This is a genomic window from Desulforudis sp. DRI-14 (genome assembly GCF_052618305.1).
Genome location: NZ_JBQXEZ010000001.1, coordinates 68,197 through 95,121 on the forward strand (window position 1 = coordinate 68,197; position 26,925 = coordinate 95,121).

General features: G+C 57.7%; 29 protein-coding genes, 1 pseudogene and 1 riboswitch. Of the genes and pseudogenes, 18 read left to right on the forward strand and 12 right to left on the reverse strand.

All coding sequences use genetic code 11. The annotated features are described in order from the left end of the window. Positions 1 to 104: 104 nt before the first annotated feature. From ACUM6F_RS00350 to ACUM6F_RS00360, 3 genes are all read left to right on the forward strand, one after another. Positions 105 to 1,352: a stalk domain-containing protein gene (locus ACUM6F_RS00350; protein ID WP_445348021.1), complete on the forward strand. Its 1,248-nt coding sequence runs from the start codon at positions 105 to 107 to the stop codon at positions 1,350 to 1,352. 339 nt (positions 1,353 to 1,691) lie between these two features. Further along, on the forward strand, positions 1,692 to 3,923 hold the full coding sequence (locus tag ACUM6F_RS00355; RefSeq protein WP_445348022.1) for a YcdB/YcdC domain-containing protein: 2,232 nt from the start codon (positions 1,692 to 1,694) through the stop codon (positions 3,921 to 3,923). A gap of 130 nt (positions 3,924 to 4,053) precedes the next feature. Then, on the forward strand, positions 4,054 to 4,266 hold the full coding sequence (locus tag ACUM6F_RS00360; protein WP_445348023.1) for a hypothetical protein: 213 nt from the start codon (positions 4,054 to 4,056) through the stop codon (positions 4,264 to 4,266). A gap of 41 nt (positions 4,267 to 4,307) precedes the next feature. Here the strand turns inward: ACUM6F_RS00360 and ACUM6F_RS00365 are convergent, their stop codons facing one another. The 7 genes from ACUM6F_RS00365 to ACUM6F_RS00395 all read right to left on the reverse strand — a co-directional run bounded on the left by ACUM6F_RS00365 (position 4,308) and on the right by ACUM6F_RS00395 (position 10,072). Further along, the gene (locus tag ACUM6F_RS00365) at positions 4,308 to 4,631 is read right to left on the reverse strand and encodes a cupin domain-containing protein (protein ID WP_445348024.1); all 324 of its coding nucleotides are present in this window, start codon (positions 4,629 to 4,631) and stop codon (positions 4,308 to 4,310) included. 340 nt (positions 4,632 to 4,971) lie between these two features. Continuing rightward, positions 4,972 to 5,403: a CBS domain-containing protein gene (locus ACUM6F_RS00370; RefSeq protein ID WP_426387979.1), complete on the reverse strand. Its 432-nt coding sequence runs from the start codon at positions 5,401 to 5,403 to the stop codon at positions 4,972 to 4,974. 224 nt (positions 5,404 to 5,627) lie between these two features. Next, positions 5,628 to 6,920 (reverse strand): MFS transporter, encoded by a 1,293-nt coding sequence (locus tag ACUM6F_RS00375; RefSeq protein ID WP_445348025.1) that lies wholly within the window; start codon positions 6,918 to 6,920, stop codon positions 5,628 to 5,630. A gap of 181 nt (positions 6,921 to 7,101) precedes the next feature. After that, on the reverse strand, positions 7,102 to 7,365 hold the full coding sequence (locus ACUM6F_RS00380; protein ID WP_445348026.1) for a hypothetical protein: 264 nt from the start codon (positions 7,363 to 7,365) through the stop codon (positions 7,102 to 7,104). 133 nt (positions 7,366 to 7,498) lie between these two features. Next, on the reverse strand, positions 7,499 to 8,245 hold the full coding sequence (locus ACUM6F_RS00385) for an ABC transporter ATP-binding protein (protein WP_426377375.1): 747 nt from the start codon (positions 8,243 to 8,245) through the stop codon (positions 7,499 to 7,501). Positions 8,246 to 8,274: 29 nt separating this feature from the next. Next, positions 8,275 to 9,051 carry an ABC transporter permease gene (locus tag ACUM6F_RS00390; protein ID WP_425620239.1) on the reverse strand — a complete coding sequence of 259 codons (777 nt, stop codon included), beginning with the start codon at positions 9,049 to 9,051 and terminating at the stop codon, positions 8,275 to 8,277. A gap of 22 nt (positions 9,052 to 9,073) precedes the next feature. Then, positions 9,074 to 10,072: an ABC transporter substrate-binding protein gene (locus ACUM6F_RS00395; RefSeq protein ID WP_445348027.1), complete on the reverse strand. Its 999-nt coding sequence runs from the start codon at positions 10,070 to 10,072 to the stop codon at positions 9,074 to 9,076. A gap of 221 nt (positions 10,073 to 10,293) precedes the next feature. On the opposite strand from ACUM6F_RS00395, the gene ACUM6F_RS00400 reads away from it, so the two are divergent. Next, entirely contained in the window at positions 10,294 to 11,409 is a 1,116-nt protein-coding gene (locus ACUM6F_RS00400) for a DNA methyltransferase (RefSeq protein ID WP_445348028.1), read from the forward strand. 17 nt (positions 11,410 to 11,426) lie between these two features. Further along, complete coding sequence (locus ACUM6F_RS00405; RefSeq protein ID WP_445348029.1) at positions 11,427 to 12,539, forward strand: hypothetical protein; 1,113 nt, start codon at positions 11,427 to 11,429, stop codon at positions 12,537 to 12,539. 151 nt (positions 12,540 to 12,690) lie between these two features. Here ACUM6F_RS00405 and ACUM6F_RS00410 read toward each other — a convergent pair whose 3' ends face one another. After that, the gene (locus ACUM6F_RS00410; RefSeq protein ID WP_445348030.1) at positions 12,691 to 13,662 is read right to left on the reverse strand and encodes an EamA family transporter; all 972 of its coding nucleotides are present in this window, start codon (positions 13,660 to 13,662) and stop codon (positions 12,691 to 12,693) included. Positions 13,663 to 14,042: 380 nt separating this feature from the next. Between ACUM6F_RS00410 and ACUM6F_RS00415 the strand changes: the two genes are divergently transcribed. Both ACUM6F_RS00415 and ACUM6F_RS00420 read left to right on the forward strand, forming a co-directional pair. Further along, complete coding sequence (locus tag ACUM6F_RS00415; RefSeq protein WP_425620244.1) at positions 14,043 to 14,171, forward strand: hypothetical protein; 129 nt, start codon at positions 14,043 to 14,045, stop codon at positions 14,169 to 14,171. 78 nt (positions 14,172 to 14,249) lie between these two features. Next, positions 14,250 to 14,570: a hypothetical protein gene (locus ACUM6F_RS00420; RefSeq protein WP_445348031.1), complete on the forward strand. Its 321-nt coding sequence runs from the start codon at positions 14,250 to 14,252 to the stop codon at positions 14,568 to 14,570. A gap of 62 nt (positions 14,571 to 14,632) precedes the next feature. On the opposite strand, the gene ACUM6F_RS00425 is transcribed toward ACUM6F_RS00420, so the two are convergent. After that, positions 14,633 to 15,205 (reverse strand): VanW family protein, encoded by a 573-nt coding sequence (locus ACUM6F_RS00425; RefSeq protein WP_445348032.1) that lies wholly within the window; start codon positions 15,203 to 15,205, stop codon positions 14,633 to 14,635. 146 nt (positions 15,206 to 15,351) lie between these two features. On the opposite strand from ACUM6F_RS00425, the gene ACUM6F_RS00430 reads away from it, so the two are divergent. After that, entirely contained in the window at positions 15,352 to 15,546 is a 195-nt protein-coding gene (locus tag ACUM6F_RS00430) for a hypothetical protein (RefSeq protein ID WP_445348033.1), read from the forward strand. Here ACUM6F_RS00430 and ACUM6F_RS00435 read toward each other — a convergent pair. From ACUM6F_RS00435 to ACUM6F_RS00445, 3 genes are all read right to left on the reverse strand, one after another. Then, on the reverse strand, positions 15,524 to 16,207 hold the full coding sequence (locus ACUM6F_RS00435) for an MEDS domain-containing protein (RefSeq protein ID WP_445348034.1): 684 nt from the start codon (positions 16,205 to 16,207) through the stop codon (positions 15,524 to 15,526). The two genes, ACUM6F_RS00430 and ACUM6F_RS00435, sit on opposite strands and share 23 nt — an antisense overlap. Positions 16,208 to 16,768: 561 nt before the next feature. After that, complete coding sequence (locus ACUM6F_RS00440) at positions 16,769 to 18,088, reverse strand: hypothetical protein (RefSeq protein WP_445348035.1); 1,320 nt, start codon at positions 18,086 to 18,088, stop codon at positions 16,769 to 16,771. Between the two features lie 199 nt (positions 18,089 to 18,287). Next, a complete protein-coding gene (locus ACUM6F_RS00445; RefSeq protein WP_425620252.1) occupies positions 18,288 to 19,196 on the reverse strand; it encodes a PLP-dependent cysteine synthase family protein in 909 nt (302 codons plus the stop codon). 234 nt (positions 19,197 to 19,430) lie between these two features. Between ACUM6F_RS00445 and ACUM6F_RS00450 the strand changes: the two genes are divergently transcribed. From ACUM6F_RS00450 to ACUM6F_RS00495, 10 genes and pseudogenes are all read left to right on the forward strand, one after another. Beyond that, the gene (locus ACUM6F_RS00450) at positions 19,431 to 19,601 is read left to right on the forward strand and encodes a hypothetical protein (protein WP_445348036.1); all 171 of its coding nucleotides are present in this window, start codon (positions 19,431 to 19,433) and stop codon (positions 19,599 to 19,601) included. Positions 19,602 to 19,955: 354 nt separating this feature from the next. After that, positions 19,956 to 20,717, forward strand: a complete 762-nt coding sequence (locus ACUM6F_RS00455) for an iron-containing alcohol dehydrogenase (protein ID WP_445348037.1) — start codon at positions 19,956 to 19,958, stop codon at positions 20,715 to 20,717. Next, positions 20,698 to 21,021 carry a dehydroquinate synthase/iron-containing alcohol dehydrogenase family protein gene (locus ACUM6F_RS00460; protein ID WP_445348220.1) on the forward strand — a complete coding sequence of 108 codons (324 nt, stop codon included), beginning with the start codon at positions 20,698 to 20,700 and terminating at the stop codon, positions 21,019 to 21,021. Before ACUM6F_RS00455 ends, ACUM6F_RS00460 begins: the two co-directional genes overlap by 20 nt. Positions 21,022 to 21,139: 118 nt before the next feature. Further along, positions 21,140 to 21,514 (forward strand): annotated as a pseudogene (locus ACUM6F_RS00465) (aldehyde ferredoxin oxidoreductase N-terminal domain-containing protein); the annotation flags it as partial. Positions 21,515 to 21,620: 106 nt separating this feature from the next. Next, positions 21,621 to 22,820 carry an aldehyde ferredoxin oxidoreductase C-terminal domain-containing protein gene (locus ACUM6F_RS00470; RefSeq protein ID WP_445348038.1) on the forward strand — a complete coding sequence of 400 codons (1,200 nt, stop codon included), beginning with the start codon at positions 21,621 to 21,623 and terminating at the stop codon, positions 22,818 to 22,820. Between the two features lie 26 nt (positions 22,821 to 22,846). Beyond that, positions 22,847 to 23,053, forward strand: coding sequence for a MoaD/ThiS family protein (locus ACUM6F_RS00475; RefSeq protein ID WP_445348039.1), 207 nt, complete (start codon positions 22,847 to 22,849; stop codon positions 23,051 to 23,053). Between the two features lie 243 nt (positions 23,054 to 23,296). Next, positions 23,297 to 23,383: riboswitch (cyclic di-GMP riboswitch) on the forward strand. An 82-nt stretch (positions 23,384 to 23,465) separates the two neighbouring features. After that, positions 23,466 to 23,702 (forward strand): hypothetical protein, encoded by a 237-nt coding sequence (locus ACUM6F_RS00480; RefSeq protein WP_425620253.1) that lies wholly within the window; start codon positions 23,466 to 23,468, stop codon positions 23,700 to 23,702. Between the two features lie 93 nt (positions 23,703 to 23,795). Next, entirely contained in the window at positions 23,796 to 24,704 is a 909-nt protein-coding gene (locus ACUM6F_RS00485; protein WP_445348040.1) for a hypothetical protein, read from the forward strand. A 27-nt stretch (positions 24,705 to 24,731) separates the two neighbouring features. Next, positions 24,732 to 25,475 carry a PRC-barrel domain-containing protein gene (locus ACUM6F_RS00490; protein ID WP_425620255.1) on the forward strand — a complete coding sequence of 248 codons (744 nt, stop codon included), beginning with the start codon at positions 24,732 to 24,734 and terminating at the stop codon, positions 25,473 to 25,475. A gap of 34 nt (positions 25,476 to 25,509) precedes the next feature. Next, the gene (locus ACUM6F_RS00495) at positions 25,510 to 26,868 is read left to right on the forward strand and encodes a VanW family protein (protein ID WP_445348041.1); all 1,359 of its coding nucleotides are present in this window, start codon (positions 25,510 to 25,512) and stop codon (positions 26,866 to 26,868) included. The last annotated feature ends 57 nt before the right edge of the window (positions 26,869 to 26,925 follow it).

Genomic DNA, 26,925 nt, shown 5'->3' on the forward strand with positions numbered 1-26,925 from the left:
GTGACCCCGGAAAGGACTGGTGCCCTATTCACTGTTCATCCCGACTTAAAATCCTGATCACGCTCTGCCTCGGTTTCGGAATTTTGTCCGCTGCTTTCCTTCCCATGCAGGCCGCAGCAGGCGGCGGCATCGGTATCGTCATCGACGGCAAAACGGTAACCGTCCCGCTGGATGATCAAGCCCCTTTGATCCTTGACGGGAGGACCTACGTCCCCCTGCGGATCATCGGCGAAGGCTTAGGCGCGAAAGTGGAGTGGCGTTCGGCAACCAGGCAGGTCATCATCACCACGTTTAGCAGTGGTTCAGAGGCCGTACCCTCTCGGCCGCCAGGTCGGCAAAACGATGTGCAGATCGTCATTGACGGCAGGGTTCTCGCCATTCCGCCGGACTACGGGCAGCCCCTCGTAACGCGGCTGGGACGGACGGTAGTGCCGCTCCGGACGGTGGGCGAGGCCTTGGGCTGCGAGGTCAACTGGCGCAAGGAGAGCCGCACGGTCGACGTAAAGTCGCGGCTGACCTTCCCTGTGCCCAGCCGCGATGCGGAACCGTCAGCCCCGTCCAGCACGTTGTTCCAGGAGCTGGCCGCATACCGGACCAACTTAAAGCTGCTCGACGGTTCGGTCAGCAGTTCCGCGGAACTGCTGCACAAAAGCGAGGCGGACTTCAGCACTCAACAAATAGAGCAGTTCAAGACCTATCTCAGTCAACTAAGCAAGTATCCCTCGACCGTCAAATTGCCCGACGGGACGGTCATAGCCATGGCCGACCTGACCATTCAGGGACCTGCCGTGGCCGCCGCCGGCCAGTTGAAAGCATGGCTGGCGGCCGAAACGCCGCGCATCCGGGCCAAAATGGCGCAGCAATACGGCCGGGAATTCGTCCCCATTCCCGACCTTGCCGAGCTCTACCTGTGCATCGGAGCCGAATACGGCATCCGGGGAGACCTGGCCTTCTGCCAGGCCGCCAAGGAAACTCACTACTGGCAGTTTACCGGCAGCGTCCAGCCCTTCCAAAATAACTACTGCGGCCTGTGGGCCACCGGCAGCCCCTGTACCGGCCAGGAACCGTTAAACGGGGCCGACCCCCAGCTGGTCCGGTTCGAGCCGGGGATTCACGGGGCGATTTTCGCTTCCCCGGAGGCGGGCGTCGAGGCCCACATCCAACACCTTTACGCCTATGCCTGCCGCAACCCGCTGCCCCCCGGCAAGGTTTTGGTGGACCCGCGCTACAACCTGGTCGCCCGGGGCTCTGCCCCCACCTGGCAGAAACTGAACGCCCGCTGGGCCGTGCCCGGCACGACCTACGGCCAGAGCATCATCTACGATTACTGGCTGAAAGCCCTGACTTTTTGATTATTGACATTCAAATTAAGGAGAAAAAACCTCCTATAGTCTCATCCTTTCTAGGACTTTGATCTCTGGTTCGGCGACCGCCCGGTGAATTATACTTGAAACAGCAGCACGGTTTTCCCAACCTTCGCAGCCCAGTTTTGACGACGGTGCGAAGCAAAAACTGTCATCAACCTGCTTCAGCAGCTAGCTGAACTGCAGAAGATAAAAGTTTAACAGGCCACCTCCTCCTAACCCCTATCCGGGGTATTTTTTTGTCATTTTTTTTCTGTAGATCTGCCTTATAACATCAGAAAAGACTCGTTAAAGACTCGTTGAATTTTTGGCAAGGAGGTATCTGCAATGTTTCACCGTTATCGGCGGGGCTTGGCCATCGCCGTCACGGCCGTCAGTCTCCTGGTCCCTGCCGCCATCCCCGCCCCGGCGCCGGCAGGGGAGGGAGTGGCCGCTGCCGCAGCCGGCGTGCTGCAAAACAAAGTCAGCCTTGAAGAAGCCATAAAGATCGGCAGGAACATTTATCCCGACACCGCTAAGTTTGAACAGTTCACTTCGGACTACACAGAGTACAAAGGCCGCGGAGTCTGGCACTTGAGATGGAGCAACAGCCGCGAACCGGGCGGTCAGTGCATGATCACCGTCAGCGCCGCCAGCGGCGAGGTCCTGAACATCGACATCTATAGGGGCTGCCGCTCCGGTCGCTTCGACGGGCTTCCCGCCTACACTCGGACCGAAGCCCTGGAAAAGGCCAAGCAGGTGGCCAAGCAACTGGTTCCGGACAAATTTACCCAGTGCATACCAGCGCCCCAAGACCCTATGGAGAATGCTAGAGTCTTTCCGCTGCGCAACCGAACCTACCCCGTAATGTACAACTACGTGTTCCTGCGCACGGTGAACGGCATCCCCGTCAACGGCAACACCATTACTGTCGGCATCAACGCCGAGACCGGGGAAATGCAGAACTTCAACCTGTCCTGGGAGGAAAACCTCAACCTTCCCGATCCTGCGGGACGTCTCTCCCCGGATCACACCGCCGCCATCTTCACCGAAACCGGGCTGGAACTGACCTACATGTACTTCGGCCCGCGCGACCGGGACACCGACGTCGAGCCAAGGCTCGTCTACCAGCTGCGCGACGGCAGATTCCTCCTCGACGCGCTGACCGGGAAACGCCATGACTCTCTCAACGGCCCCTATTACTTCGACGTGACGGGAGATTTCTTCGGCGGGGGCGGCGGGGAACCAATGACGGCCAGAGCCCAGAAAATGCCCTTAACGGTCGTGGAACAAGAGGCCGTCGACAAACTGGGCAAGCTCCTGACCGCCGACCAGGCCCGGATGAAGGCGGAAGCGGCCTATTCTCTGCCGCCCGAAATGCAGCTGACAAGCAAGGAACTGATGGCTAACTGGTCCGTACCGGGATCGAAAATCTGGAGCTTCAACTATACCGACAAGGAAAAGCGCCTCTCTCTCAATGTCAGCGTGGACGCCCGGAACGGCGAACTTCTGGGTTTCGCTCGCTACGATAACGAGCCTGATTATCGCAACGCTCCGGAAGTCAAGTTGAGCCAGGCGCAGGCCCAGGAAATCGCTCAGAACTTCATCAAAAAGCAGCAGCCCTCGCGCGCGGGACAGGTTGTACTTCGGCGGAGCGAGAAGGAGCTGGGTCCCTGGAGCAAGGCGGGCGATGAAAGACCTCGCTCCTATGTCTTCGAGTTTGCCCGTATGGTCAACGGCATCCCCTACCCCGAAAACGGTTTCAGCGTGACCGTCAGCTCGGTGACAGGCGAAATTACCAACTACCAGATGCGCTGGTGGGACACTACTTTCCCCGCGGCTGCCGGCGTCATCAGCCAGGCCGCGGCCAGCGCGCGCTTCCTGGAGAAACACCCGCTGATGCTGGAGTATGCCCGGGCTTACGCGAAGTGGCCGGCGGAACAGACTGACCGTGCTGCATATTTCCTGCTGTATCACCCGACAAACCTGTGGCCGGCGGCGATGCTCGACGCCAATACGGGACAGGAAATAGACTATGAAGGGAAACCGGTGGCCGACCGCCGACCCGCCTTCACCGACATTACCGGGCATCCCGCGGCCAAGGACATTGATCTCCTCGCTGAGCAGGGCATCGTCACCGCCAAGGACGGACGCTTCCGGCCCAACGACGTCATTACCGGCAAGGAACTCCTGGAGATGCTGGCCAGGGCAGCCGGCGAGTCGGGCGGATACCAGCCTTTGAACGAAGAAGACGATCAACAGCTGCTTGACCGGGTGCTGTCCTTAAGGATCATTGAGGATGCCGCGGGCTTCGATCCCGCGCGCCAGGTAACCAGAATCCAAGCAGCCAGGTGGCTCGTCAACAGCCAGGGTTTCGGGCCGCTGGCGCGCCACGGCGAGGCTTTCAAACTTGCGGTGAAGGATGCGGGCCTCATTAATCCCGCCGACCGCGGATACGCGGCGGCCGCCCTGGCAATGGGTTACCTTACGCCCCAGGACGGCGGAACGTTGGCGCCCAACCGCCCGGTTACCCGCGGGGAGGCGGCCGGCATGCTGGTACGCGCTCTGCTGGCTCACTAGCTTCACTCTATCCTTCCCATCTAGAGGCCAGGGTTTGCAACCCTGGCCTTCTCTTTTGGATTAGAACCTTGAAGAAAAGGTATTCTAATCTCAGATACGGATATGCATCAAAATCGGAGGGGATAAACCGATGGAAACAGGAATGCGTGAAGCTGTCGAACCCGAACCCTGCATGAGAGCCGACACAAGAACTGTAACCTACCCTTCCTCCGAGGACGATGAAGGTGAAGGCGAGCAAACCGCTAAAAAACGGTTGCGGGACGAGGACCAGCCCGAGGGGGTCAACCTGGAACGATGCAACCCCGTAAAGGATTATACCGCTGGCCCTGTATACGACCTGTAAAGATTAGTACATGCAGGACGCCAAAATAACGCCACGACCGGCTACGAGCGGATCATCACCAGTATCATCTTGAACGGCGACAGCGCCCGCAGGGCATGGGGCTCGTTCGCCGGCATGATGATCATTTCGCCGGCTTTTAACTGGTGCGGCCGTCCGGAAATCGTAATTTCCACCTCGCCGTCGACAACAATGACCAGGGCGTCGAAGGGCGCCGTGTGCTCGCTCAGACCCTGGCCGGCATCAAAGGCGAAAAGAGTAACCGTGCCCGTCTTCCTGTCCAGGATCGTCCTGCTCACCACGGCGCCGGGCTGGTATTCGACCAGCGTTACCAGTGTCTGGGTTTGTCCCCGCAGATCCTGCTCCATTCTCGAACCTCCTTGGCTGTTTTTTTTACAGTTTATCCCCGCAAGAAAAAACCCTTCCGGTTCCCAAGAAAAACCTCATTAGCAGAGACCTGACCGCCGCCGTGCAGTAAGCGGACGGACACGGGAAGAAAAGCCAAGGGGCTGCGGTGTCCTCTTCCAAAACTCCGGTGGAATTCGCGCAGCGAATTCCTTCGAGTCTGACGACTGACGACCGACGACTGTAATTCCTGTACAAGGTTGTGAACGCTTGTATGGCCGGGTGCCGGGGCAGAGTTGTGAAAGAAAGGTTTAAACGGGAAAGCAAACAGACGGGAAAGCAGCTGGTAAGAACTTCACGGGATTACAAAGCGGGGGGCTGCCTAGCCTTCCGCACATCGACATCGAGTCCCAGAAGCTCGCGCAGGATGTCCTTCCACGTTACGATGCCCTCTACTTCTCCGCCCGGAGAGAGAACCGGCAGGCAGGAGATATTGTTTGTCAGAAGCAGTCTCGCAGCGTCTTCAATGGTGGTCTCCCTGGTCACAGTCAGAGGTTTTCTGGTCATAATCTGGTAGGCTTTCTTCTTGAGGGTCAGCGCGTCGCGGCTGTTTTCCGAAATGGTACCCACGAAGGGGCTCAGGTGCTTGTAGAGGTCACGGTCCGAAATGATGCCCATGAACTCCTTGGTTCGGGTATCGATAACCGGGATGTGGTGAAAACCTGTATTCTCGAAAAGCCGCATGATATGCTCCAGGGTGGCGTCCAATCCTACGCTGACCACCCGTCTCGTCATAAAATCCCCGATGACCATCGTTCCACCCGCGCCCCCTATTTAATTTGGAAACGATGAATGCTTTTTCCACATCTTTCGACATAAACCCTTTTTTAGTGATAAATGTGCCGCCATCCAGTTTCACACCTCGATGCCGGCAAAGTAATTATCTGTTTCCACTTCTAAATCAGGAGCGGCCAAGCATAAGATATCCCCCTATGCTTCCCTGTACGTAATTGTCCCGTCTATGAATTCAGTTTCGGCGGGCGGAGGATGAACGAGCTTGCACTGCCCAGAGCCGCCACGGCTGCGGCCAAGAAAAAGGCAGTGCTGAAAGAGCCGGTCTGGTCGGCCAGGTAGCCGGCAACCGAAGGGGCCGCCGCCTGCCCGACGGCGAAGAAGAAGGTCACCATCCCCAGGGCGGCCGGAGCCAGCAGCGGCCCGACGTAGTCGCCGCAAGCGGCGGCCACGATACCAGGAATGCTGAAAGCGGTAAGACCGTAGAGTAAGGCCGAGGCGTAGAGGGGACCCGGGCTGTCGGCTATGCCAAACAGGAAGTAGCAGACGGCCTGAAGGCCGAAGACAACAGCCAGGGCGTATTTACGGCCCAGATGATCGGAGACTGTCCCCCACATGACGCCGCTGAAAACAGCGATGGCACCCATCGCCGACCACACTGCCCCCGCCTGTGCCTGGGTAAACCCTTTATCGGCCGTCATCGCTGCCGCAAAGAAAGTACCATAGATTATATAGGAAAAACCGAATAACAGATAGACCACGCCCAGAGACCACAACGCCGGAGAGGTATAAACGCTGCCCCACGAAAGGCGGTTACCGCCGCTTGCCGCCTGTACCGGCCGCTTGCTTGTTACGGCCTGAGCTTCAGACTCAAGGCCGATAGGTTTAAATCCCTTTTCGGAAGGCTTATTCCTCAAAAAGACACAGCTCAATAGGGCCAGCAAAACCACCGTGCCGCCCAGGAGAAACCAGCTCAGGCGCCAGCTGTTTTCCGGCCAGGCTGCGATCACTCTTGGCACTAGAAAGCCCGTAATAAAAAAGCCCAATCCCGAGCCGCCGACCAAAAACCCGGCAGCCATGCCGCGCCTTTTAGGAGCAAACCATGCTGATACAAGCCCCATTACGGGAACGTTGCTGCCAGCACTGCCCAGACCGGTTAAAAAGCGATAGATCACCGCCTGGCCGAATCCCCCGGCGGTACCGGTAAGGAACATGGTCACCCCGGTGAGCAACATCGAGCCGCCAATGATAAGCCTCGGGCCGAACCTCGCGGCAAGGAACCCGCCGATCAGGGAGAAAGCCGTGTAGCCGATAAGGTTACCGGTTGCGATGATCCCCATCTGGGTGTTGTTTAGCAAAAGGCCGGCCTTCATAGACGGTAAAATGGTGGCGTAGCCGAACCGGGCAAAGCCCAGGGCTCCCATGACAGTGAGAATACCGACCATTAAGATAACGTAGCCGTAGTGTAAACCCTGCCGGCTGGCGGTCTGGTGCCCGGTTTCCGCCGGGGATCGACGCAAATCCGTTCCCCCCTGTTAATTACATTGACCGCGACGCAAGCTTCACGAAATCCCGGGGATGTCCTCCCCGATAACTGAAACGCTTGCTTTTCTAACAGCTATTTTTAAGGATAGATTAAATTTAACACGCAGAATAGTCTTTTGTAGCCCCTTTTTTGCAAAGCATTCAACAATCGCTAAATTAAAGGTTATCCGGATTAACGGGAGCCTCATGGGGCAGGGTAAGAGTAAAGACCATACTGATCAGGAGGTAGTTTGGATGGCCAAGAATCCTTTCAGGGATACAGTTAATGACGAACTGGTCCACATTGCCGCCAAGACCGGGCCTGTCGAAGGCAAGGAAGTCATTGAACAGTATAAAAATGGCCAGGTACTTCATGCTGCCGGGCGCGTGGACCATTTCTCCGACCGTCAGAACCACGGTCAGGGCAATGAAGGCCGCCATTGAACCTGTAAAAGCAAAGCCGACCAGTCCCAGGGCCAACAGCGCCGTCCCAAGCGCCAGCGTTTAAAGCAGCGTTTAAAAAAGAACCGGCCTCACGGCCGGCTTGAGTCGTTTCCCCCGTGATTCCGGTTCCTTAATCCGAAATGTTCAGGCCCTGGCTTTCTTCCCACAACATCTCCATGATCTCTTTCTTGATGGAAGCGAACTCCGGAGACACCGTGACGCGATGGTCCCGCGGACGCGGAATCTCCACTTTCAGCCTGGTCCTGATGCGTCCGGGCCGGCGGGACATGACGTAAACGGTATCGGCCAGCAGCACCGCTTCGTCGATGTCGTGGGTGATGAATAGCACCGTCGTCTTCTCCTTCTCCCAGACCGACAGCAGCAGGTCCTGCATCGCCACTCTGGTTTGGGCGTCCAGGGCGCCGAAAGGCTCGTCCATCAGCAGTATTTCCGGTCGGTTGGCCAGCACCCGGGCGATAGCCACCCGCTGTTTCATCCCTCCCGAGAGCGTTTTGGGGAGAGCGTTTTCGAACCCGGCAAGACCTACGAGTTTGATATAGCGCAGGGCTGTTTCCCGTCGTTCTCCGGGAGGGGTGCCTTTAATCCTCAGGCCGAATTCCACATTCTTCTGCACCGTCAGCCATGGGAAAAGCGTATAGGACTGGAACACCATCCCCCGGTCGGCTCCCGGTCCGGTGATCTCGATACCGTTCATCAGCACCGAACCGCTGCTGGCCCTGTCCAGCCCGGCGACAATATTAAGCAGCGTAGATTTGCCGCAACCGCTAGGCCCGACAATTACCGCCAGCTCGTTCTCGGCAACTTCCAGGTCGATTTCCGCCAGAGCGTGCACCGGATGGCGGAGATCCCCAAACACTTTGCCAACTTTCCGCAAAACCAGCTTGCTCATGGCCGGTCACCCACTTTTTCGCTCCAGGGCACAGCCACCCTGGTCAGCCACTTAAAAAAGTAGTCCGTCGCCAGGCCTAACAGCCCGATGATCACCAGGCCGGCAAAAATGCGGTCGATGGCCAGAAAGCGCTGCGCCCGCAAAATCATGTAGCCCAGGCCCGAGTTGGCGGCCACCAACTCGGCCACCACCAGGTAGGTCCAGGCCCAGCCGATGGTGATGCGCAGGCTGTCCATAATCCCCGGCAGCGAGGCCGGCAGCAGCACCATCAGGTAAGTCTGCCTCTTGGATGCTCCCAGGGTGGCTGCCGCCCGCAACAAATCGCGGGGCACCTTGTTGACCACGTCACTGACCATAAGCACAAGCTGGAAGAAGGTCCCCAGAAAGATGATCACAAACTTCTGCACGTCCCCGATACCGAAGTAGAGGATGGTGAGGGGCACAAGGGCCACCACCGGCAGGTAACGGGCGAAGTCGATGACCGGCTCGCACAAGGCCTCAACATGCCTTGAGGTGCTGATCATCAACCCCAACGGGACAGCCACCGCAACCGCAAGCGCCCAGCCCACCACGACACGGTACGTGCTGGCCAGCGTATAGGGGATGAGAATCCCTTCCGCTTGCATCGATCCGAAAGCGCGAAAAACTTCGCCCGGCGTGGGCAGAAAAACACCACCCACGACCCCGCCGTAAGACAGGGCACACCAGGCCAGTACCAGCAAGAAAAAAGAAAGTAGGGTAAGAGCCCCACTTATCTTCATTTTGCAGACCAATGTCGTCTATCTCCCGTACTACCTATTTTGTCGCCTCTTTGACGGAACTGTCGTCGATCAATGCTGCGAAGTCAACGCCCTTGTCGATGATTCCTTTTTCAGTCCAGAAGTGCACGGCCCGCTCGGCTACCTTATAAATGCTGTCCTCGGAAGCCTGATCGAAGAAGGCCAGGTTTTCATCCTTACCCAGGAACTGCACGCCCCGGGCCATTTCGGCAACTTCTTCGGTCCCCAGCCCAAGGGCTTTCGCCATTATCTCGTTACCCTCGTCGACATGCTCCCGGTAGTAATCGATGGCTTCGAACCAGGCCTTGGTGAGGCCCAGGGCCGCCTCCGGATGCTCCTTGACAAAATCCTCGCGCATCACGAGCACATCGATGATCGTCTTCGGGAAGTCCTTACTGCTGACCAAGACGTGGCCGCCCTCACGCTGGCTGGCGTTGGTCAGCCAAGGCTCCCAGGTCACAGCGGCGTCCAGTTTTCCGGCTACAAACGCGGCCCCGGCATCGCCGGCACTCATCTCCTGAATGGTCACGTCCTCTTCCTTCAGGCCGTACTTGTCAAGCACGCTGAGGAAGAAGAAGTACGAAGTGGACGACTTATCAAGGCCGACAGTGGCGCCCTTGAGGTCTTCGACCTTGGCGATTTCCTTCTTGGCAATAATACCGTCGCCGCCGGCCGATTCGTCCATCGCAAAGATGAGTTTCTCCGGTGTCCCTTTGGCAAAATGGATGACTTCCCGGTCCAGGACGTTGCCCAGGGCCTGGATCTGGCCTGAGGCCAGAGCTCCCGCATACTGGGACTCGTCCTCGATAATAACCAATTCCGGCGCAATGTTATACTTGGCGAAGAAGCCCTTTTCCTGCGCGATATAAAGCGGTGCATAGCCTACCCACGTGCAGTGCGCAAGCTTGAACTTCACCGGCTCCGCTTTGGACGGTTCTTTCCCGCCGCCGCAGCCGGTCAGGAGCAGCAAGAATGCAGACAGTAAGACTAAGAAAGCAAGAGACCTTCTGGACACTTTCTCCTCTCCCTCGCAAAATATGGATGCCCTTATTATTCTTGCTGTCGTATGAAATACCTGCTCAATACGCAAAAATGGGCAACTGCGGCCAAGCTCTGTAATGCCGGCAACAGCCTTTCTCTTCAGCCGGTTTGGTCGCTATTGCAGGTTTCCAGGAAGGATGCAGACTGATCGCCGCCGAATGGTTAAGCAGCAAATCCCTAATAAGGAAGACGATAATGGAGAACGGCGTGTACACTTTCAACGGCAAAATCATTCGCCGCGATGACAGCGAGTATATTTCTGCCGACAAAACCAGATTACTGCAGCTGATTGATGCCATCCTGAGCCAACCGGATATTGCCGGTCTCAAGACCAGGACAGCGAATCTTAAAAGAATCGTCGAGGCGTTGGACGATGAACTGGTAAACACTAACGGGGAAGGCATACTTTTGAAGCTTAAGCCCCTTCTTGAAGAACTCCAGCAGATCCTGGATGCCTATACATACGAGCGGGCTTACTACTATGCCCAACGCTTAAAAAAGAGCCTGACCGAAGCTAAGACCGGCAGAATCAATGACATCAATCTCCGCCGCTGGAAGGACTATGAGGAGATTATTACGGACAGCCTGTGGAACATCGACCGCCGCGACCAATCCGGAGCTCACCTGGGATGGTACTGGGGCAATTATATTCCCCAGATCCCCCACCAGCTCATGCTGCGTTACACAAGGAAGGGAGACCTGGTCGTCGACCCCTTTGCGGGCAGCGGCACCACGCTGATCGAGTGCCGGCAGCTGGGCCGTCACGGCGCCGGTGTCGAGATCAACCCGGCTACCGTTGAGAAAGCCCGCGAGCTGATCACCGCCGAAGAGAACCCTCACAACGTCACCACCCGGGTCGAAGCGGGAGACAGCAGGTACTTTGACTTTAAAACGCTGATTCATGATATGGGGTTTGATGCTGTCGACCTCTACCTTATGCACCCCCCGTATCACGACATTATTCAATTTACGTCGGACCCAAACGATCTTTCCAATGCCCAATCAACAGAAGATTTTCTGCAGATGTTCGGGGCCGTGCTCGACAACACCCTGCCACTTTTGCGTAAAGGACGTTACGTGGGCATCGTCATCGGGGACAAGTACAGCAAAGGAGAGTGGATCCCACTGGGTTTTTACTGCATGCAGGAAGCGATGAGCCGGGGCTTAAAGCTGAAAAGCATCGTCGTGAAGAACTTTGAACAAACCAAAGGCAAGCGCAGCCAGAAAGAACTCTGGCGCTACCGCGCCCTGTTGGGCGGCTTCTACGTCTTTAAGCACGAATACATCCTGATCCTGGAGAAAACCAGGTAAAAATAAGGGGCGATAAGGTGCATCTTTTTATCGTTTCCGAAAGTACATTGCCGATACATCTTGCGTATGGGTTTGCAGGAGTAAGGAAAGAGAACGATTTTTCGTGGAGTAACGTCGACGGGATACACGCCAGCAACGAGCGTGCCCAAGCTGCGCTGTATGCCGACGTCTGTCGAGTTCATGCCGGAGACGAGATCCTCTTTTATCTGGAACGGCCTTCGGCCGACATCAGCCGGGAAGGCGGACGTTTTTTCGGCATCTTCGAGGTTCTTAGTCCCTATCCATTCTACGAACCAAAAGGTGCCTATCTCCTGGCCGAGCTAGGGATGCCCCTCCCTTACAGACTGTTAATTAAGCCCAAGGTAGTATATCGTGAAGGACTGACCGAATGGCAACTGATGGACGAGATGACCGACTTCCAAAGCGTCTTCGAGATCCCTTGGACATTGATTTATCGGAAGATGACAGCTAAAAGAGGCTGCACTCCACTCCTCCCGCACGAGTCGGAGATAATCAAAAGAATGCTTGACCTGCGCAACGCAGGCCAGGTTCTTGGAGCGAGCAAGGTTGGCTTCGCTCACGAAACAATCAGCCTGTCCCCGTCAACGCAGCAAAGGCCTTATCTGGGAGATACCCTTTTGTTTGACAGGATCGACCGGCGCCTTATGGACCTCATGAACCATACTGACCGGTCTTTTGAGCTCCACCTCCAGGCCTACTTTATGCAAGAGCTTAAGCGCAACACTAAGCTTACCTCGCTGCTATTTCCTGGAGTAGAAATCACTTGGATCGGCAACGAGATCTATTGCGGTGCGGGAATGCAAAGTATTGATATCTTGATCTACACAAAGAACAAGTATAATACCTTTATCCACCTGTGGGAACTAAAGTCTCAAGAAGCAGACGAGCAGGCCGCTGCCCAGCTAAACCGCTATATTAAGTGGCTAAAGGCCCATGTGCCAGGTATTTCGGTCCACCAGATTATTCCGACCATCGTGGCGCCAGAAGTGAGAGACAGTTTTCGCGCCGACCTGCAGATTTTTCTCAAAGGCCATGGTATCGCCCATTACCGTGAAGTTCGCTTCGACTGTTGCCTGAATTTCGTCCAGCAGATGCGTTCCGTTTATTGAATCGTCTTTGTTAATGCCCTCCAGGTGGTTTTTGTCGGCGAGAACAGAATGGCTCCTTCGTCTGATATTTCACGTACTTCTGGCTGACTTAAGGAACATAATCTGATAGTCAATATGCTAAACGTTACGTCAATTTAGTGTTCGGCCCGTGTCAATGCGAAACCCGTTCCGCCCGCCTGGCTGCTTTCGGAGGCATCCGGTAGCGGTCCCGGAAAACCCCGGCCACCCCGAGCAGGACCAGAACCATCCCGCCGATGGTCGTCGCCGTGATCTCCTCATCCAGGATGAGCCAGCCCAGGATCACCGCAATGACCGGATTAACATAGGGGTAGGTCATGACGATGTTCATCGGGAGGATGCGGATGGCCATAATGAATGAAGTAAAGGCGATGAGAGAGCCGAAGACAAGCAGATATCCCCAGGCCAGCCAGGCTTCCGGCGTGGGGTTTGGAACCGGCTCACCCGTGGCAATCACCAACACCAAAAATCCGAGGCCTCCGAAAAGGTGCTGGTACCCGGAACACACGGGAACCGTAAGCTCAACAGGGCGGCGCTGCTGGATGATCGACCCCAGGCCCCAGCAGATCGGAGCAAGGATCAGCGCCAGTACTGACAGAATATCCGATCTTGTCCCTGTAGATAGTACCGGAAGGGTCAGCAAGCCCACGCCGGCAAATCCGACCAGAAGCGAGAATACAAAGAGCAAGGACGGCAGTCGCCGGTCAAGGATAGCCTCGATTAAGGCTACCCAGATCGGCAGCGACCCGACAAGCAGGGCGGCGTAACCCGAATCGGCGCGCTGCTCGGCCCAGTTAACCATGCCGTTTCCTCCTGTCCAAAGCAGGAGCCCCGTGGCCGCCAGCACGGCCAACTCCTTCGGGGTTGGCCGCCAACGGTTCCGCGTCAGTACCGCCCACAGGATGAGCAGCCCCCCGGCAAGGAGAACACGCGAGGCGCCCAACGCAAACGGCGGAAACCCCGCGCCCTCACGGACCGCCACCCGGATCGCCAGGTAAGTGCTCCCCCAAACCACGTAGACGACAAAAAGGTGGACAAGTCCAGCCCACGGGATGGTGGAACCCGCCGGCGCACTGCTGGAAAATGAAGATAGCGATTTTCCCACTGTATCCTCTGCTCGTTTCGTTCTGTTTTTTAGTACGGCAAGGACCACATGGCTGCTGGGACGAAGTCTTTGCCATTAAAGCCTATTCGACGGTTCCGGATCAACTCCTTGAATCCCAAGGCTAAAGCCTTCCCCTTGTTTCACCCCGCCCGTGTAATCTATCAGCCAACCTGGAACCCGTTCATTGAGGATGACTTCCGCAAACTGGGGCAATTGCTTAAAGATGCCGGATTGCGTACCGGCAGTATCTCCCTTTTAGGCTGACCTCACCCTACCATCCATCGAAGATAACAGTCACCAGTTTATAAGCTCTTTCTGCAAATTTCTTCCCCGCGGCCAGCCATGGCCCCTTCCATCCAGAGCCTTAAGGAGGAGACAGTATGAGTTACGTTGAGGTTGTCAGGGTTTCAAAGAGGTTTGGCGGGCTTACTGTCCTAGACGAGATATGCCTCACCATCCGCAGTAAGATAAGCCCGTCGCCCGACACCATCTTTATATTTACTTTGTAGGTATTTCTCCCCCCGCGTTGAATACTTATATTAATCCCGGTTAACGCTTACCGTTGCCAGACTAAGGGAGGTGAAGCCGTGTCAGTTCGCGACGAACAGGTTGAAGCCGCTGCCGAACTGGTCAAAGCCTGCATTGAAAGGCTGTCCCTCAACCAGCTGTCCGCAGACTATGATCCGCTTGAAATGGCCGCCACGGTTGGTGAAATGTACAAGATAATCTATAGGGCGGTGGTTGAAGCGGACGACGAACTGGAGTACCTGGAATACGAAGAAGACGAGTTGGATGACGAGGACGAGGAAGAAGAAGAAGAAGAAGAAGAAGAATACGAGGACGAAAGCGCAGAAATCGATTACGAAGAAGAAGAAGAAGAAGAAGAAGAAGGAAACGATAAGAAGTAGTGCTAGGGGCTCGTTAGGCGAGCCCTCTTCTTTTGACCTCCGGAAAGGCTCTAACCCCACGGTTACATAAGGCTGCTGCGGTAATGCAGGAGGCGCTGCTCCAGGCGGAAAAGGTCGGTGTGCTCCTCTTTAAGCGTTACGGTTACGCCTGATGACGCGGTCGTCGCCCTGATGAGGAGAGGGAAGCTGCAGTCGTTGCGGATTTTGAGGTCCATCGTGTCCCACCAGATAGCGGTATCCGTTTCCGCCAAAGTGTACTCCACGCGGTAGGAGTGACTGTGGTGCTCTACGATCGGCAGTTTTGCGCCCAGGGCCGCCTGGTATAAGGCACTGGCGGTGCGGCAGATGCCGGAGCCCACGTCGGCGTAGACGAACTTCCCGTTGATCATGGCCTTTCGCGGGATAAAACCGTTGGCAACAGTGCGCGGTCCGACGGCGGCGTTGAAGGAGAAGACCTGCCCGGGGAAGATGACCTGGCAGTTGACCAGTCTGGCGGCCCGGGCGGCGTTCCGGACATTCGCCGGGTAAGTGGAGGGCTCGTGCACGACCGTCCCCGAATATGCGGTCCGGGCGTAACCTGGGACAACGAGAACCAGGAGCGCTAAAAAACACATCACAAGGGTTACCGGCCTCATCAGGGCACCGCCCCTGCAAGAATTTAAGGGAGACTCCAAGCAGTATAACTGTTACCTGCAAACCACCCATACTCCTTCAGCAAGGCTGCCCCTAAATAATAGTGCTAGTGCCCTGCAGAGCGCCTACCGCTTATGATCATCTTCTTATGATCATCTTCATAGAAAGACCAGGAAGAAACAAAGCCGGGCATGAAGCCCAGCTGAAAAAGCAACCCTCACTGGAACTCGCCTCTGTTCAACTCAAGCTTATATTTCTCTTCGAGCTTAGATTGTCGGTACGCTTTTCAGAAGAGCGCCACTCATCCTCGCAGCCTGCGTTTATTCCTTTTGCGCCCGCTTGAGATAAGGCGCGCACTCTTGGAGTTGCTGTAAATAGTGGCGCAGCACGGTCCCTGAAGCCCGGGGGTCAAGGCGGAGGTTTGGATTCGGAATGTAATAGATGTTGCTGCACAGCGCCCCGTGCAAAAGGACCAGGGGGTGGACCGTAACGGCATTTACCAGCATCACTGAGGGAAAACGCAGCAGGTCATAGGCACAGGCTACGGCAGACCGGCTATTCCTGCAATAAGCGTTCAACTTCTTTTCGTAATCCATTATCCGCTCCAGGGTTACCCCGGAGCTGAGCATCCAGGTCATTTCCACAGCCACCTGCAGGCTGTCGTAACCTTGCTTCAGGACCCGGGACTCTTGTTCACCAAGTATGGTAACGATGGTGTCCGGCTCAAAGCGCCTCCCCCCGGGAAAAAACTCTTCCCGGGTAACCAAGGTTAACCGGCCGGGATATAGGTGTTTGACGTCCTTGAGTAACCGAAACAGTTCCGGGATCTGATAGAACATCGCATAGTCATCGGCAACGTACAGGCATTTTGCCTTATTGGCCAAGCCGTGTTGAAGCAGCAATAGAAGCAGCGTAATCCGTTGCATTGCTCCTTCATGAAGAACACAAACGTGGTCACCGACCTGCAGGTGCAAGCCGTCCGTCGAAAGGGCAGGGCTTTTCACGTATACTCCTCCAAACCCCTAAGTTTAAAACAAGTGATGAGGCCGGAAGGGGCTCCGGCCCCATCTCCTACCAGACCATCAGCCATTTCGTGGGAGCCACCAGCCGGCCGGGCGGCGGCGTCACCGGTTCCTTCGGTTTAGGCCGCGGAGTCGTTCTGGACCCGGGCCACGCGACTGTTGCGATGCGCGGTATTTTCGCGCCGCACCGCGAGCAAACCCATACTGTTACCGTATCCGCCGAATACCAAACTTGACCGCAGCGGGAACAAGTTCTGACTTCCATACTGTCACCTCCAGGTATGTTAACGAAGTTTTTGTTTGACCTGCCGGTGGGAACCGGCGTGGGCGCCGCACTCATCCCATTTCCCCGGGCAGGGGGGGTCGTCCGGCCCGGGGACGGTGTAGCAAGTCAGAGGCAGGCACGGACAACACCGGCTGCCACCCAAACAGTGGACAATCCTGCGAGGCTGTTAACGTCGGGCCGTACAGCCTGCCACCGGACAGGTCGTTATCTGGTTTGCAATTAGTGAAGAAACGAGGGGACTTAAAGAAGGATAGACGTTACCCTGGAAGGGCGGATGGAGACATACCGGGTGAAGAGTACCGGTAACGCGCAGCATCCGGCAGCCAACCGGACGGCAGCGGCGGGACAGCAGCGAGGGCGTCCGCCAATACGGCCCAGCCCTTGCTTCCGCCGGCAGGACTCGAAGCCGCGGTTATACTGCCGGCAGCCGGGACGGCCGCTGTGCTCGGAACCGAGGGGCAAGGAACGTCCGGAAAACGATGGGCATTATCGTGGCCGGCGGGAACCGCCGCGGCCGGGTTTACTTTATTGCTTGCAAGAGAAGTGATATTTATCCGTAAACCAGCAAGGCAGGGATCCGGCTTTTCCCCGGAGGGGGAACCGACACTGCCATTCCTATTACTATCCCTGTAACGATCCCTGGTTTGTTTCCCAGGGTTAACCTGGAAATACTCGTTGTCCGGCTGTTGGGATTTACTTGAGCCGTTATCTTCATTGTTACCGGTTTGGCCTTTGTGAGAAATCTGGCTGCCGTTATGGGTTTCACCGTAGTTACGGGTTTCGCCGGCGGTATCGGCCGACTCCGTTTCGTCATCCAGGCTTATACCGGAGCCGTCCTCGCCATCAATGCCAAGGTCCACACCGGCATCAAGGCCGTCGTCCAGCCCCCCGCCGCTAAGCCCTACGTCAAACCCGGCATCCAGGCCGGCATCTGCGGCAGTGCCCACAAGCGGAGTTTCGACCTCGGCAGCAAGGCTTGCGCCTGCGTCCAGACTAACATCCAGCCCACTGTCATCTAAACCAAGGTCAAAACCGGTATCCACTCCGGCATCCACTCCGAGTCCGGAAGCAAGCGGCAAGGCAGCTTGAAGTCCAACATCGGCGCTTGCGCCAATGCTGGCGTTAAAACCGTCATCACTTACACTGGCCCCGGCCTCCAGGCCGGTACTTAGGTTTGTATTAGGCAATCTCGATTCCAATATGGGAAGTCCAGCTACGTTTGCATCCAGACCGGCGCAGGCGTCCAGCAGAGAGGATGAGTCACTGTCTACGGCCGTCAAACCAACAGAAAGACCAGCACCCCCGGAATCCTGGCCGCCCGGTAAGCTGGTCTGTACATCTGTTTCAACATCCAGGATGGACGGGCCGCCAACGCCCAGCCCCACTGAAGCATCAGTATCCAAAAGAGAGAGAGCATCTCCCGTGTCGACATTCGCTGTGACTCCAAGAAGGCTGTCCTCTTCAGCCAAATCAACACCGATGTTCACAAGATTAGCAAGGCCCAGCTCCAGTGATAAAGCTTCGGCCGGATGCGCCTGACCCGTGACCAGGAAAAAAAACAAAGCAATAGCTAGCACCAGCAGCCGCTGTCTGCTTGTACCCAACCTTCTTTCCCGGCTTCTCCAAGCCATTACAGGCATCCTATTCCGGCCACCTTTTCGTTTACTCTACTTTTCCATGGTAGTTAAGTCAAGCTTTGTAAGAAAAAGTACTGCATACCTTTCGACTTGTTTCGACACCCAACAAAAGCAATATTTTTGCTCCGAGAGAAACACTTCACGGCGAGCATTTGGCGCAAATGGAGCGGAAGAGCGTGGTGCTCAGGTAGCGGTCGCCGCGGTCAGGCAGAATGACGACAACTGTACCGGCGCTCATCTGCCGCGCCGCCTTGATAGCCCCGGCCACCGCCGCGCCGCTGGACATGCCGACGAAAACCCCCTCGCGCGTGGCCAGCAGCCTGGTCATTGCAAAGGCCTCGTCATCTTCGACGATGATTTTTTCGTCGAGCAGGGCGGGGTCGTAAATCGCCGGCACGATGGCCTCCTCCATGTTCTTCAGGCCCTGGATGGCGTGGCCCTTCACGGGTTCCACGCCCACGATCCTGACCTGCGGTTTTTGCTCTTTCAGGTACCTGGCGACGCCCATCAGCGTCCCCGTCGTGCCCATGCCAGCCACAAAGACATCGATCTCCCCGCCGGTCTGGGCGAAGATTTCCGGACCGGTCGTCTCGTAATGGGCCAGAATGTTATTCTCGTTGACAAACTGGTTGGGCATGTAATACCTGTCCGGCTCGGCGCCGATGATTTCGTGCGCCTTGCGGATGGCGCCGTCCGTCCCCTCTTTCGCGGGCGTAAGCACGACCTCGGCTCCGAAGGCCTCCAGGATGCGCGACCGCTCCATGCTCACGCACCCGGGCATGACGAGTCTTACGGGGTATCCCTTGGCCGCCCCGATCATGGCCAAGGCGATGCCGGTATTCCCCGAGGTCGCCTCAAGGATCGTCTTCCCGGGAAGGAGTTCCCCCGCTTCCTCGGCCTTTTGCACCATGTAGTAAGCCGGGCGGTCCTTGACCGAGCCTCCGGGGTTGCATCCCTCCAGCTTGCCGAGGATTTTAACTCCGGGGTCCGGGCTTAGTTTTTGCAAGGCGATGAGCGGTGTATTGCCGATAGCGGACAGGATATCCACGCCGGGACACCTCCAATTTGCCTGACAACTTTGCTTGACAGCGTGTTGCCTGATTTCCGGGTAATTCGGCGCCGGGGACGGCCGATTCCTCGTGGGATTTGCATAAAACCATTATAATCGTCCCGTTGCAGAAAAACAGCCGGGGAACGGTTGAAAAATACATAAGTCGGATTTTGCCGGGCAGTTATAAATCTATCGACGTCACGATGACGCATATTAAGGAGGTGGAAAAAGTTGGCCAAGAAGAACGTCAACGAACAGATGGTGCAAGCGGCGGTAAGCACCGTCCCCGCCAGGGGTAAACAGCCGGTGCAGCGGACGATGGCCAGGGCCTCCACCGCAGCGCAGGCCGGGATGGAGGTTTCCGAAAGCCTTGCTCCGGACGACAAAGGCGGTTGCAGCTAAACGAGACTCGTGTTTACCACCGGCCCCGGAGGCCGTACCCTTATCGGGTGCGGCCTTGTGTTATCTTTATCGGTCTTTATCAGCCAATGGAAGACTATTGACTTTTCGGCCATTGGCTCTTTAAGTAGTAAAAATGGCTTGGTAAGCCGTGGATGGCCACGAAAAGGTCGGGTTTTCTTAATTGAGTTTTAATTGAATATCGAATTGAATATCGAGAGGAGATGAGAAATGCTGAGGTTAGCTTAGCTTTAGTCGAGTTGAGTCTCGCTAGTTGGCTGTTAACCGTCAGGTTTCTTAATCCTGGCGGTTTTTGTTTTCCTCCAAGCTAAAACATTAAATGACGGAGGTTAGACGATGAACTTCATGTTCAGCATTCCGAGCACCGTTTTCTTCGGCAGCGGTGCGGCAAAATCAGCAGGCGAAAAAGCCCGGGCTATGGGAGCTAAAAAAGTTTTTCTGGTCTGCGACAAGGGGGTGCGCGCCGCCGGCCTGGTCGACGGCGTCCTCGCCGGCCTGCAGGAGGCCCCGGCCGAGGTGCTTGTTTTTGACGAGGTCGAGCCCAATCCCCTGGATACCACCATCGAGCGGGCGGCGGGCCTGGCCCGGGAATTCGGGCCCGACATCATCGTGGCCGTGGGCGGCGGAAGCTCCATGGACGCGGGTAAAGCCGTCAACATCCTGCTGACCAACCCTTCCCCCATCAACCAGTACGCGGGACTGGGAATGGTCAAGAACCCGACCAAGACCTTGATCTGCGTGCCTACGACCGCCGGAACGGCCAGCGAGGTCACCGACTTCACCATCATCACCGACACCAAGACAGTCAAGAAAATGGTCATCGGCGGCCCGTTCGTCGGCCCGACCATCGCCCTCGTCGACCCGGAGATGACCGTCAACCTGCCCCCGGCGATTACTGCTTCTACCGGGCTCGACGCCCTGACCCACGCCATCGAGGCTTACGTCTCAACCAACGCCATGATCCCCACCGACTGCATGGCCCTGAAAGCCATCGAGCTCATCAGCGCCAACATCGTCGAGGCCACCAGGAACGGCGGCAACCTGGCGGCCAGGGAAGCGATTGATGCTCGGCAGCCTGATGGACGGGTTCGCCTTTAACAGCGCCGTCCTCGGCCTCGTCCATTCCATGGCCCACCCCTTGAGCGCGCACTGCGGGATTCCGCACGGCGTGGCCAACGCCATCGCCCTTCCCTACGTCATGGACTATAACCTCGACGCCTGTCCCGACAAGTTCGCCCGGATCGCCGGGGCGATGGGCCTGCCCGTGGCGGACCTCGACAACGCGGCGGCCGGGAAGGCGGCGGTGGAATTCGTGAAGAAGCTCTGCTCCGAGCTGAGCATCCCGGCCCTGTCGCAGCGTGCCGAAGAGCATGCTGCCCAAGCTGGCCCAGGACGCCATTGAAGAGATCAGCATCCTCTTTAACCCCAAGAAACCGACCCTCGAAGACGTTCTGCGCTTGTTCGAACTGGCCTATTAAAACCCGGCAAGGAGGAGAACAATGAAGCTTTTGCGCATTGACATGATCAATAGAGAAACCGCCTATGAGGCCGTTCCGGAGGAGTACGGACTTTTAGGCGGCAGGGGACTGATCGCCGCGCTCCTGTCCCGGGAGATCGATCCGCAGTGCGAACCCCTCGGCAGCGGCAACATCCTGGTCCTGGCCCCGGGCATCCTGACGGGGACCGCGGTCCCGTGCGCGGGAAGGCTTTCGGTAGGAGCCAAGAGCCCGCTGACCGGAACGATCAAGGAAGCTAACGTGGGGGGAACGGCCGGCGCAGCCATCGCCCGTCTCGGCCTGAAAGCCGTGATCATTGAGGGCGGCGCTGCGTGCCTTCACACCCCGGTCATCGGCCCTGATAAGGCAGAGTTCCTGCCGGCCGACGACCTCGCGGGGCTGGGCAACTACGAGGTCAACGCGCGCCTGCGCGAGCGGTTCCCCGATTGCGCGGCGATAATTTCCCATCGGCCCGGCCGGCGAGTACCGGTACGCCAACGCCACCGTGGCCGTGAGCGATATCGAGGGGCGCCCCTGCCGACACGCCGCCCGCGGGGGACTGGGCGCCGTTTTGGGCGCCAAGGGGGTGAAGGCCGTCGTTATCAGGAGCACGGCCAACCCGTCGCTGAACGTGGCGCTGCCCGATTTGCTGAAGGAAAAGAGCCAGGCGCTGGCCAAGGCTCTTGCGGCCAACCCGGTCACCGGCCAGGCTCTGCCCTGCCTGGGAACGGCCGTCCTGGTAAATATGGTCAACGCCATGGGTGCCCTCCCGACCAGGAACTTCAGCAGCGGCCGGTTCGAAGGAGCGGAGAACATCAGCGGCGAGAAGATGGCCGGGATTCAGGGCCCGCGCGGGGGCAAAGGCGGCCACCCATGCCACCCGGGCTGCGTCATCCGCTGTTCCAATATTTATAACAACGCCCAAGGCGACTACCTGACCTCCGGTCTCGAATACGAAACGCTGGGCATGCTGGGAGCCAACTGCGGGATAGACGACCTCGACACCATCGCCAGAGCTGACCGCCTGTGCGACGATTACGGCCTGGACACCATCGAGACAGAGGCCGCCATAGCGATAATGATGGAGCAGGGCCTGGCCTCTTTCGGCGACCGGGAGGCGCTGATCGGCCTGATCCACGAGGCCGGGAAAGGTTCCCTTCTCGGCCGGTTGATCGGCCAGGGCGCAGCGGTGACCGGCAGGGTTTTGGGTGCCGGGCGGATTCCCCAGGTCAAGGGCCAATCCCTGGCGTCGTACGACCCCCGGGGGCTGAAAGGCACCGGCGTTACCTACACCACGAGCCCGATGGGTGCCGACCACACGGCGGGCAACACCCTGGGCCATCCCGCGGTCAACCCGGTCGAGAAAGCGGGGCAGATAGAGGTCTCGCGCGACCTGCAGACCTTGATGGCGACGATGGACAACCTCGGGTTGTGCCTCTTCGTTTTCTTTTGCTTCGACAATCCGGAGAACCTACAGTACGTAGCCGATATCGTGCGCGCCAGGACGGGGCGCGAGGTGAGCGTGGGCGACTTGATGGCCGTCGGCGCGCAGACCCTGGCCGGCGAAAGGGCTTTCAACGCCAGAGCCGGCATCGGCGCCGCGCATGATGTCATCCCGGAATTTTTCTCTACCGAACACCTAGGCGGAGACGGCCCGGTGTTCGACTTTACGGCCGAAGAACTGCAGCGGGTATACGGCAGATAAAGGTCAGGGCCAGGCTGTTCGCCGCTTTGCGCAACACCGTGCCCGGGTACGACCACGAGAAGGGCCTCTTTCTGACCATTGAAGACGGCAAGACCATCAAGGACGTCATCGACCTGTTAGACCTGAAGGACAGGGTAGTCTTCCAGTTCCGTAACGGCAGGCAGACCCGGCCGGACGAAGTCGTTTTTGAAAACGACGTGATAGACCTCTTCCCCGCCGTCGGCGGCGGCTGACAACGGCCGATTCGATATTAAGGGGCGGCTTTTGCCGCCCCTTATTTTACGCCGTTACGGCTCGGTTCCTTGCGGGCTCTTCCCCGCCTTTCGACAGCGGTTCGCGGCATTCCCCTGCCCACAGAGCAAAAACTTGCACGATTTTGTCGTAAAAAGTATTGATTTCGTATTGTGTAGCGTTAAATGAGGTGGTAACATAGGGAAAATAATGGGTATTTTTAAAATGTTCATCCAGCAATAAAACCCGATTTAGGGCAAAACCACCGAAAGGTGGTGACGCAAAACTAAAGGGGCTAAAGCGGGATACCGCCATGTCAGCCAGTTACCGGGCCCGAGTCAGGTTTAACCCACCGTCAATCGCCCGGTGGGTATCTTTCTTAATGGCTGGGAATGTCGTTCAAGGAGTGGCAAGATGGACTGGAGACTGCTCGGCAAGTCAATGAAATGGGGTATTATCGCGTCGAGCGCGGGTCTTTTGGCAACTTACCTTGTTTCTTTCGCCGTCCCGACGCCCGCGCTGGAGTGGGCTTTGGCGGCCGTCGGCTTCACGTCTTTCTTTTCGGCGCTGCTGGCTTATGCAGCCGGGTCAAAAGGATCGCGGGCGGAGATTCGTTATCTCAGGCCCCGGTATCCGGGATTTCCTGAGTAAAGCAGGAACGTTAAAGGATCATACCTGGATTTGTCGTTAGTTCACCCTCTAGGGGGGTCGGGGGGTGTTAACCTGTACGTCTATTATTGCGTATTGGTTATCCTTTTTGTCCTCTTCCTACGGTTAAACGGCAAGGTACTAGACAGGACGGCAGCGTGGACCACAGGGCTCGGCGTGCTGGCGCTGGCTGCAGTGTTCCCCTTTCTCATCCTCGTGCTGGGGCTGTTCGGAACACTGGTTCTGTACCTTACCGCGGCGCCGCTTGTCGGGCTGAGTATCCTGGCGTACCGGCTCAAGCACCTCAACGGTCAATCCGAGGAAAGCCTTCCCCGCCCCGCGCTCCCCTCGCCACCCGCCGTCGCCGCCCTGGCCGCCGCCCCCGGCATTCCCGTTCTCAGCAAACCAGCCATCTTGAAACAGGCAAGCACGCCGTCCCGTCCGCCCATACCCCTGGGTCCGGCTGTCAGCGTTGCGGAGGACGCCGACAGCGACGGCGACAGCGCCGCGGCCCCTTCCCCGACGGCGGCGGAACCGGCCGAAGAAGCCAACGCCCACGCGGAAACGGCCAGCGACATTGCCGAAGCCTACCCCATCGCCGAAGAGGAACCACCCGATTCACTCTCGCCGCGGAACCTAGTGGACAAGGCTTTGGCCGCCGCCAGCCGGCTGGACTTCGTCGAAGCGGTAACGCTGCTGAACAGCGCCCTCAGCCAGCGCCCGGAGCCGGGGCTGCAGTGGTTCATCCTCGGGGAACTCAGCACAATCTACCAGCACCTCGGGCAGTACCGCCTGGCCGATGCGTTGATCGGCGCTTTTCTGCTCAACCCGCCAGACACCGAACACCCGCTCGTTCCCGTTCTCCGGCAAAAACAAGCTTTTTGCCGTAGCCTCGACCGCCTGCTGGCCTACCGCGGAACGCCGAACCTGGGTTACGAAGCTGTGCCGGATGAATTGCGTCGCCTGGCTTTTCTGGAAGCAACGGCCGGTTTCCGGTCTCATTAGCTAAAAAGCGAAAGGAGAAAAAACGAAATGCGCAGGAGTAGGGAGATTGTCGGTTTGCCTGTGATCAGCATTAATGAAGCGGCTGAAGTAGGCCAGGTCAAGGGACTGCTGGTCAACCCGGCGACGGGGAGCGCGGAGTTTATCGTCATCAACCGCGACGGGGGTTTCAGGGAGTGCCTGGTGGTGCGCTTCAAAGACATTGAAAGCATCGGGCCGGACGTACTGACCGTCGCCAGGGCCGAGGTTCCGGTCACCCTCTCGTCCGTTCCGGAAGCCCTCAAGGTGCTGGACCAGCAGGTCGGGTTGATCGGCACTCCGGTCATGACGCGCAAGGGGAAGATCGCAGGGGTTATCAGGGAATTCGCCGTCGACGAGGAAAGCGGCCTGATTACAGGCCTGGAAATAGCTCTACCCGGCCAGGATAAGGCTGCGGGGGTTATCCCCACCATTAACGTCGCCGCCTACGGCCGGAAGTTCGTAGTCATCAACAACGACCTGCCCGCCGCCCTGGTCCCGGGCTTCGACCACCTTGAGCCCGCGTCGCAGAACGGGCAGCCCGCCGAGGCGAAAGCGGCCGAAGCGGCCGATCCCCTGAAGTATTTTGAGGAACAACAAAAACAATACCTGTTGGGGCGTACCGTGACCAAGCAGATAGTGGCGGACGACGGCACCGTCGTTGCCGAGGCCGGCGAGGTCGTAACCAAAGAAGTTATCGACCGGGCCATCCAGCACAATAAATACATCGAGCTAACCCTGAACACCGGTGCCTAGAACCTGCATCAACTCCAGGAGCCGGCCTTTCCTGGTGCGTTTTTTGTGCCTTATTTCCCTGCTTGTCGTCGCCCAGTCTTTTTTGAGCGTTGCGGCCGCCACGGCGGTGTTGCGATGGCGCTACGATGGGGTCATCCTGAGCGGAGTGAAGGTGGCCGGGATCGACGTCGGGGGACTGGATACCCGGCAAGCCTTGGCGGCCCTAAGGGCCGGCCTGCCCCAACCAAGCCCGGACAGCAAGCTGTTGCTGGCGACCCCCGAGGGACAGATCTGGTCCATACCGTACGGGAATCTTCGCTGGACTTACGACTACGAAGGAGCGATCGCCGAAGCGCAGCAGGTCGGCAAGGAACTGAAAAACCTGAAGCAATTAGAGTCATTCTTCAGGCTCATGCTGAGCGGCGTTAACATACCCGTCAGGCCTTGTTTTGCTGAAGATAATCTGCGCGAGTTCTTGGAAGGGATCGCCCCAAGCTGTTATCTGGAGCCGAAGCCCGCCCAGCTGGCCTTCGACCAGGCCGAGATCACCATCCTGCCCGAATCGAACGGCCGGGAGCTGGACATCGAGGGAAGCATCTACCTGGTCAGGAACCTGGAGCCCCGGCAGCACCGGGTGGTCCTGGCCTTCAAGCCGATAACCCCGGAACTCACGGCGGACAAGCTGAAGACGGTCAATGCGCGGATCGGCTATTTCATTACGGCTTTCAATCCCCTCGATAAGGACCGGACCCGCAACGTCGTTCTCGCGGCGAGCCTGCTCAACAACGTCGTGGTACCGCCCGGGGATGAATTCTCCCTGAACGAACGTCTCGGGCCCAGGGTCCCCGAGCGGGGGTTCCAAAAGGCGATACTCTTGACCGCCAACGGCCTGAAGCACGACTACGGAGGGGGAGTCTGTCAGGTCGCGTCCACGCTGTACAACGCCGTCCTGGGCGCCGGCCTGCCGGTCACCCAGCGCACCCCGCACCTGCGTCCGGTCCCTTACGTTCCCCCCGGGCGCGACGCGGCGATTTACAAGGACGTTATTGATTTTCGTTTCCGCAACGATCGCGCCGAGCCGATCGTCATCCTTGCCGAGGTGCAGGACGATAAACTGCATGTCGGGATCTTCGGGCACGAAGAAAACGCAGGGAATATCGTCTATAAAACCGAGGTCGAAAGGACACTGCTTAAGGCAAAAACCATTTACCGGATCGATCCCGTCCTTACCTCCGGGAAGATACACGTAGCCGACCCGGGACGTGACGGCTACGTGATTACCACCTATGAAGTCAAGTACATCAATAACCGTATCGTTCATCGCTACCCTATCGCCCTCCAGCAGGTCAACCCCCGGCCGGCCCTCGTTTACGTGGCCGAGGCCGACCGGCCGCGCTACACGATCGACAAGTAACGTCAACAGAAAGCAGGCCGCCCGTTTGGGCGGCCTGCTTTCTGTTGGGGAAGCCAT

Bases quoted from the DNA above. Each gene is read 5' to 3' on its own strand.
- ACUM6F_RS00350 (WP_445348021.1), top strand. From the start codon at position 105: ATGCAGGCCGCAGCAGGCGGCGGCATCGGTATCGTCATCGACGGCAAA.
- ACUM6F_RS00355 (WP_445348022.1), top strand. From the start codon at position 1,692: ATGTTTCACCGTTATCGGCGGGGCTTGGCCATCGCCGTCACGGCCGTC.
- ACUM6F_RS00360 (WP_445348023.1), top strand. From the start codon at position 4,054: ATGGAAACAGGAATGCGTGAAGCTGTCGAACCCGAACCCTGCATGAGA.
- ACUM6F_RS00365 (WP_445348024.1), bottom strand. From the start codon at position 4,631: ATGGAGCAGGATCTGCGGGGACAAACCCAGACACTGGTAACGCTGGTC.
- ACUM6F_RS00370 (WP_426387979.1), bottom strand. From the start codon at position 5,403: ATGACGAGACGGGTGGTCAGCGTAGGATTGGACGCCACCCTGGAGCAT.
- ACUM6F_RS00380 (WP_445348026.1), bottom strand. From the start codon at position 7,365: ATGGCGGCCTTCATTGCCCTGACCGTGGTTCTGACGGTCGGAGAAATG.
- ACUM6F_RS00400 (WP_445348028.1), top strand. From the start codon at position 10,294: ATGGAGAACGGCGTGTACACTTTCAACGGCAAAATCATTCGCCGCGAT.
- ACUM6F_RS00415 (WP_425620244.1), top strand. From the start codon at position 14,043: ATGAGTTACGTTGAGGTTGTCAGGGTTTCAAAGAGGTTTGGCGGGCTT.
- ACUM6F_RS00425 (WP_445348032.1), bottom strand. From the start codon at position 15,205: ATGAGGCCGGTAACCCTTGTGATGTGTTTTTTAGCGCTCCTGGTTCTC.
- ACUM6F_RS00430 (WP_445348033.1), top strand. From the start codon at position 15,352: ATGATCATCTTCATAGAAAGACCAGGAAGAAACAAAGCCGGGCATGAA.
- ACUM6F_RS00455 (WP_445348037.1), top strand. From the start codon at position 19,956: ATGAACTTCATGTTCAGCATTCCGAGCACCGTTTTCTTCGGCAGCGGT.
- ACUM6F_RS00460 (WP_445348220.1), top strand. From the start codon at position 20,698: ATGGACGGGTTCGCCTTTAACAGCGCCGTCCTCGGCCTCGTCCATTCC.
- ACUM6F_RS00480 (WP_425620253.1), top strand. From the start codon at position 23,466: ATGGACTGGAGACTGCTCGGCAAGTCAATGAAATGGGGTATTATCGCG.
- ACUM6F_RS00490 (WP_425620255.1), top strand. From the start codon at position 24,732: ATGCGCAGGAGTAGGGAGATTGTCGGTTTGCCTGTGATCAGCATTAAT.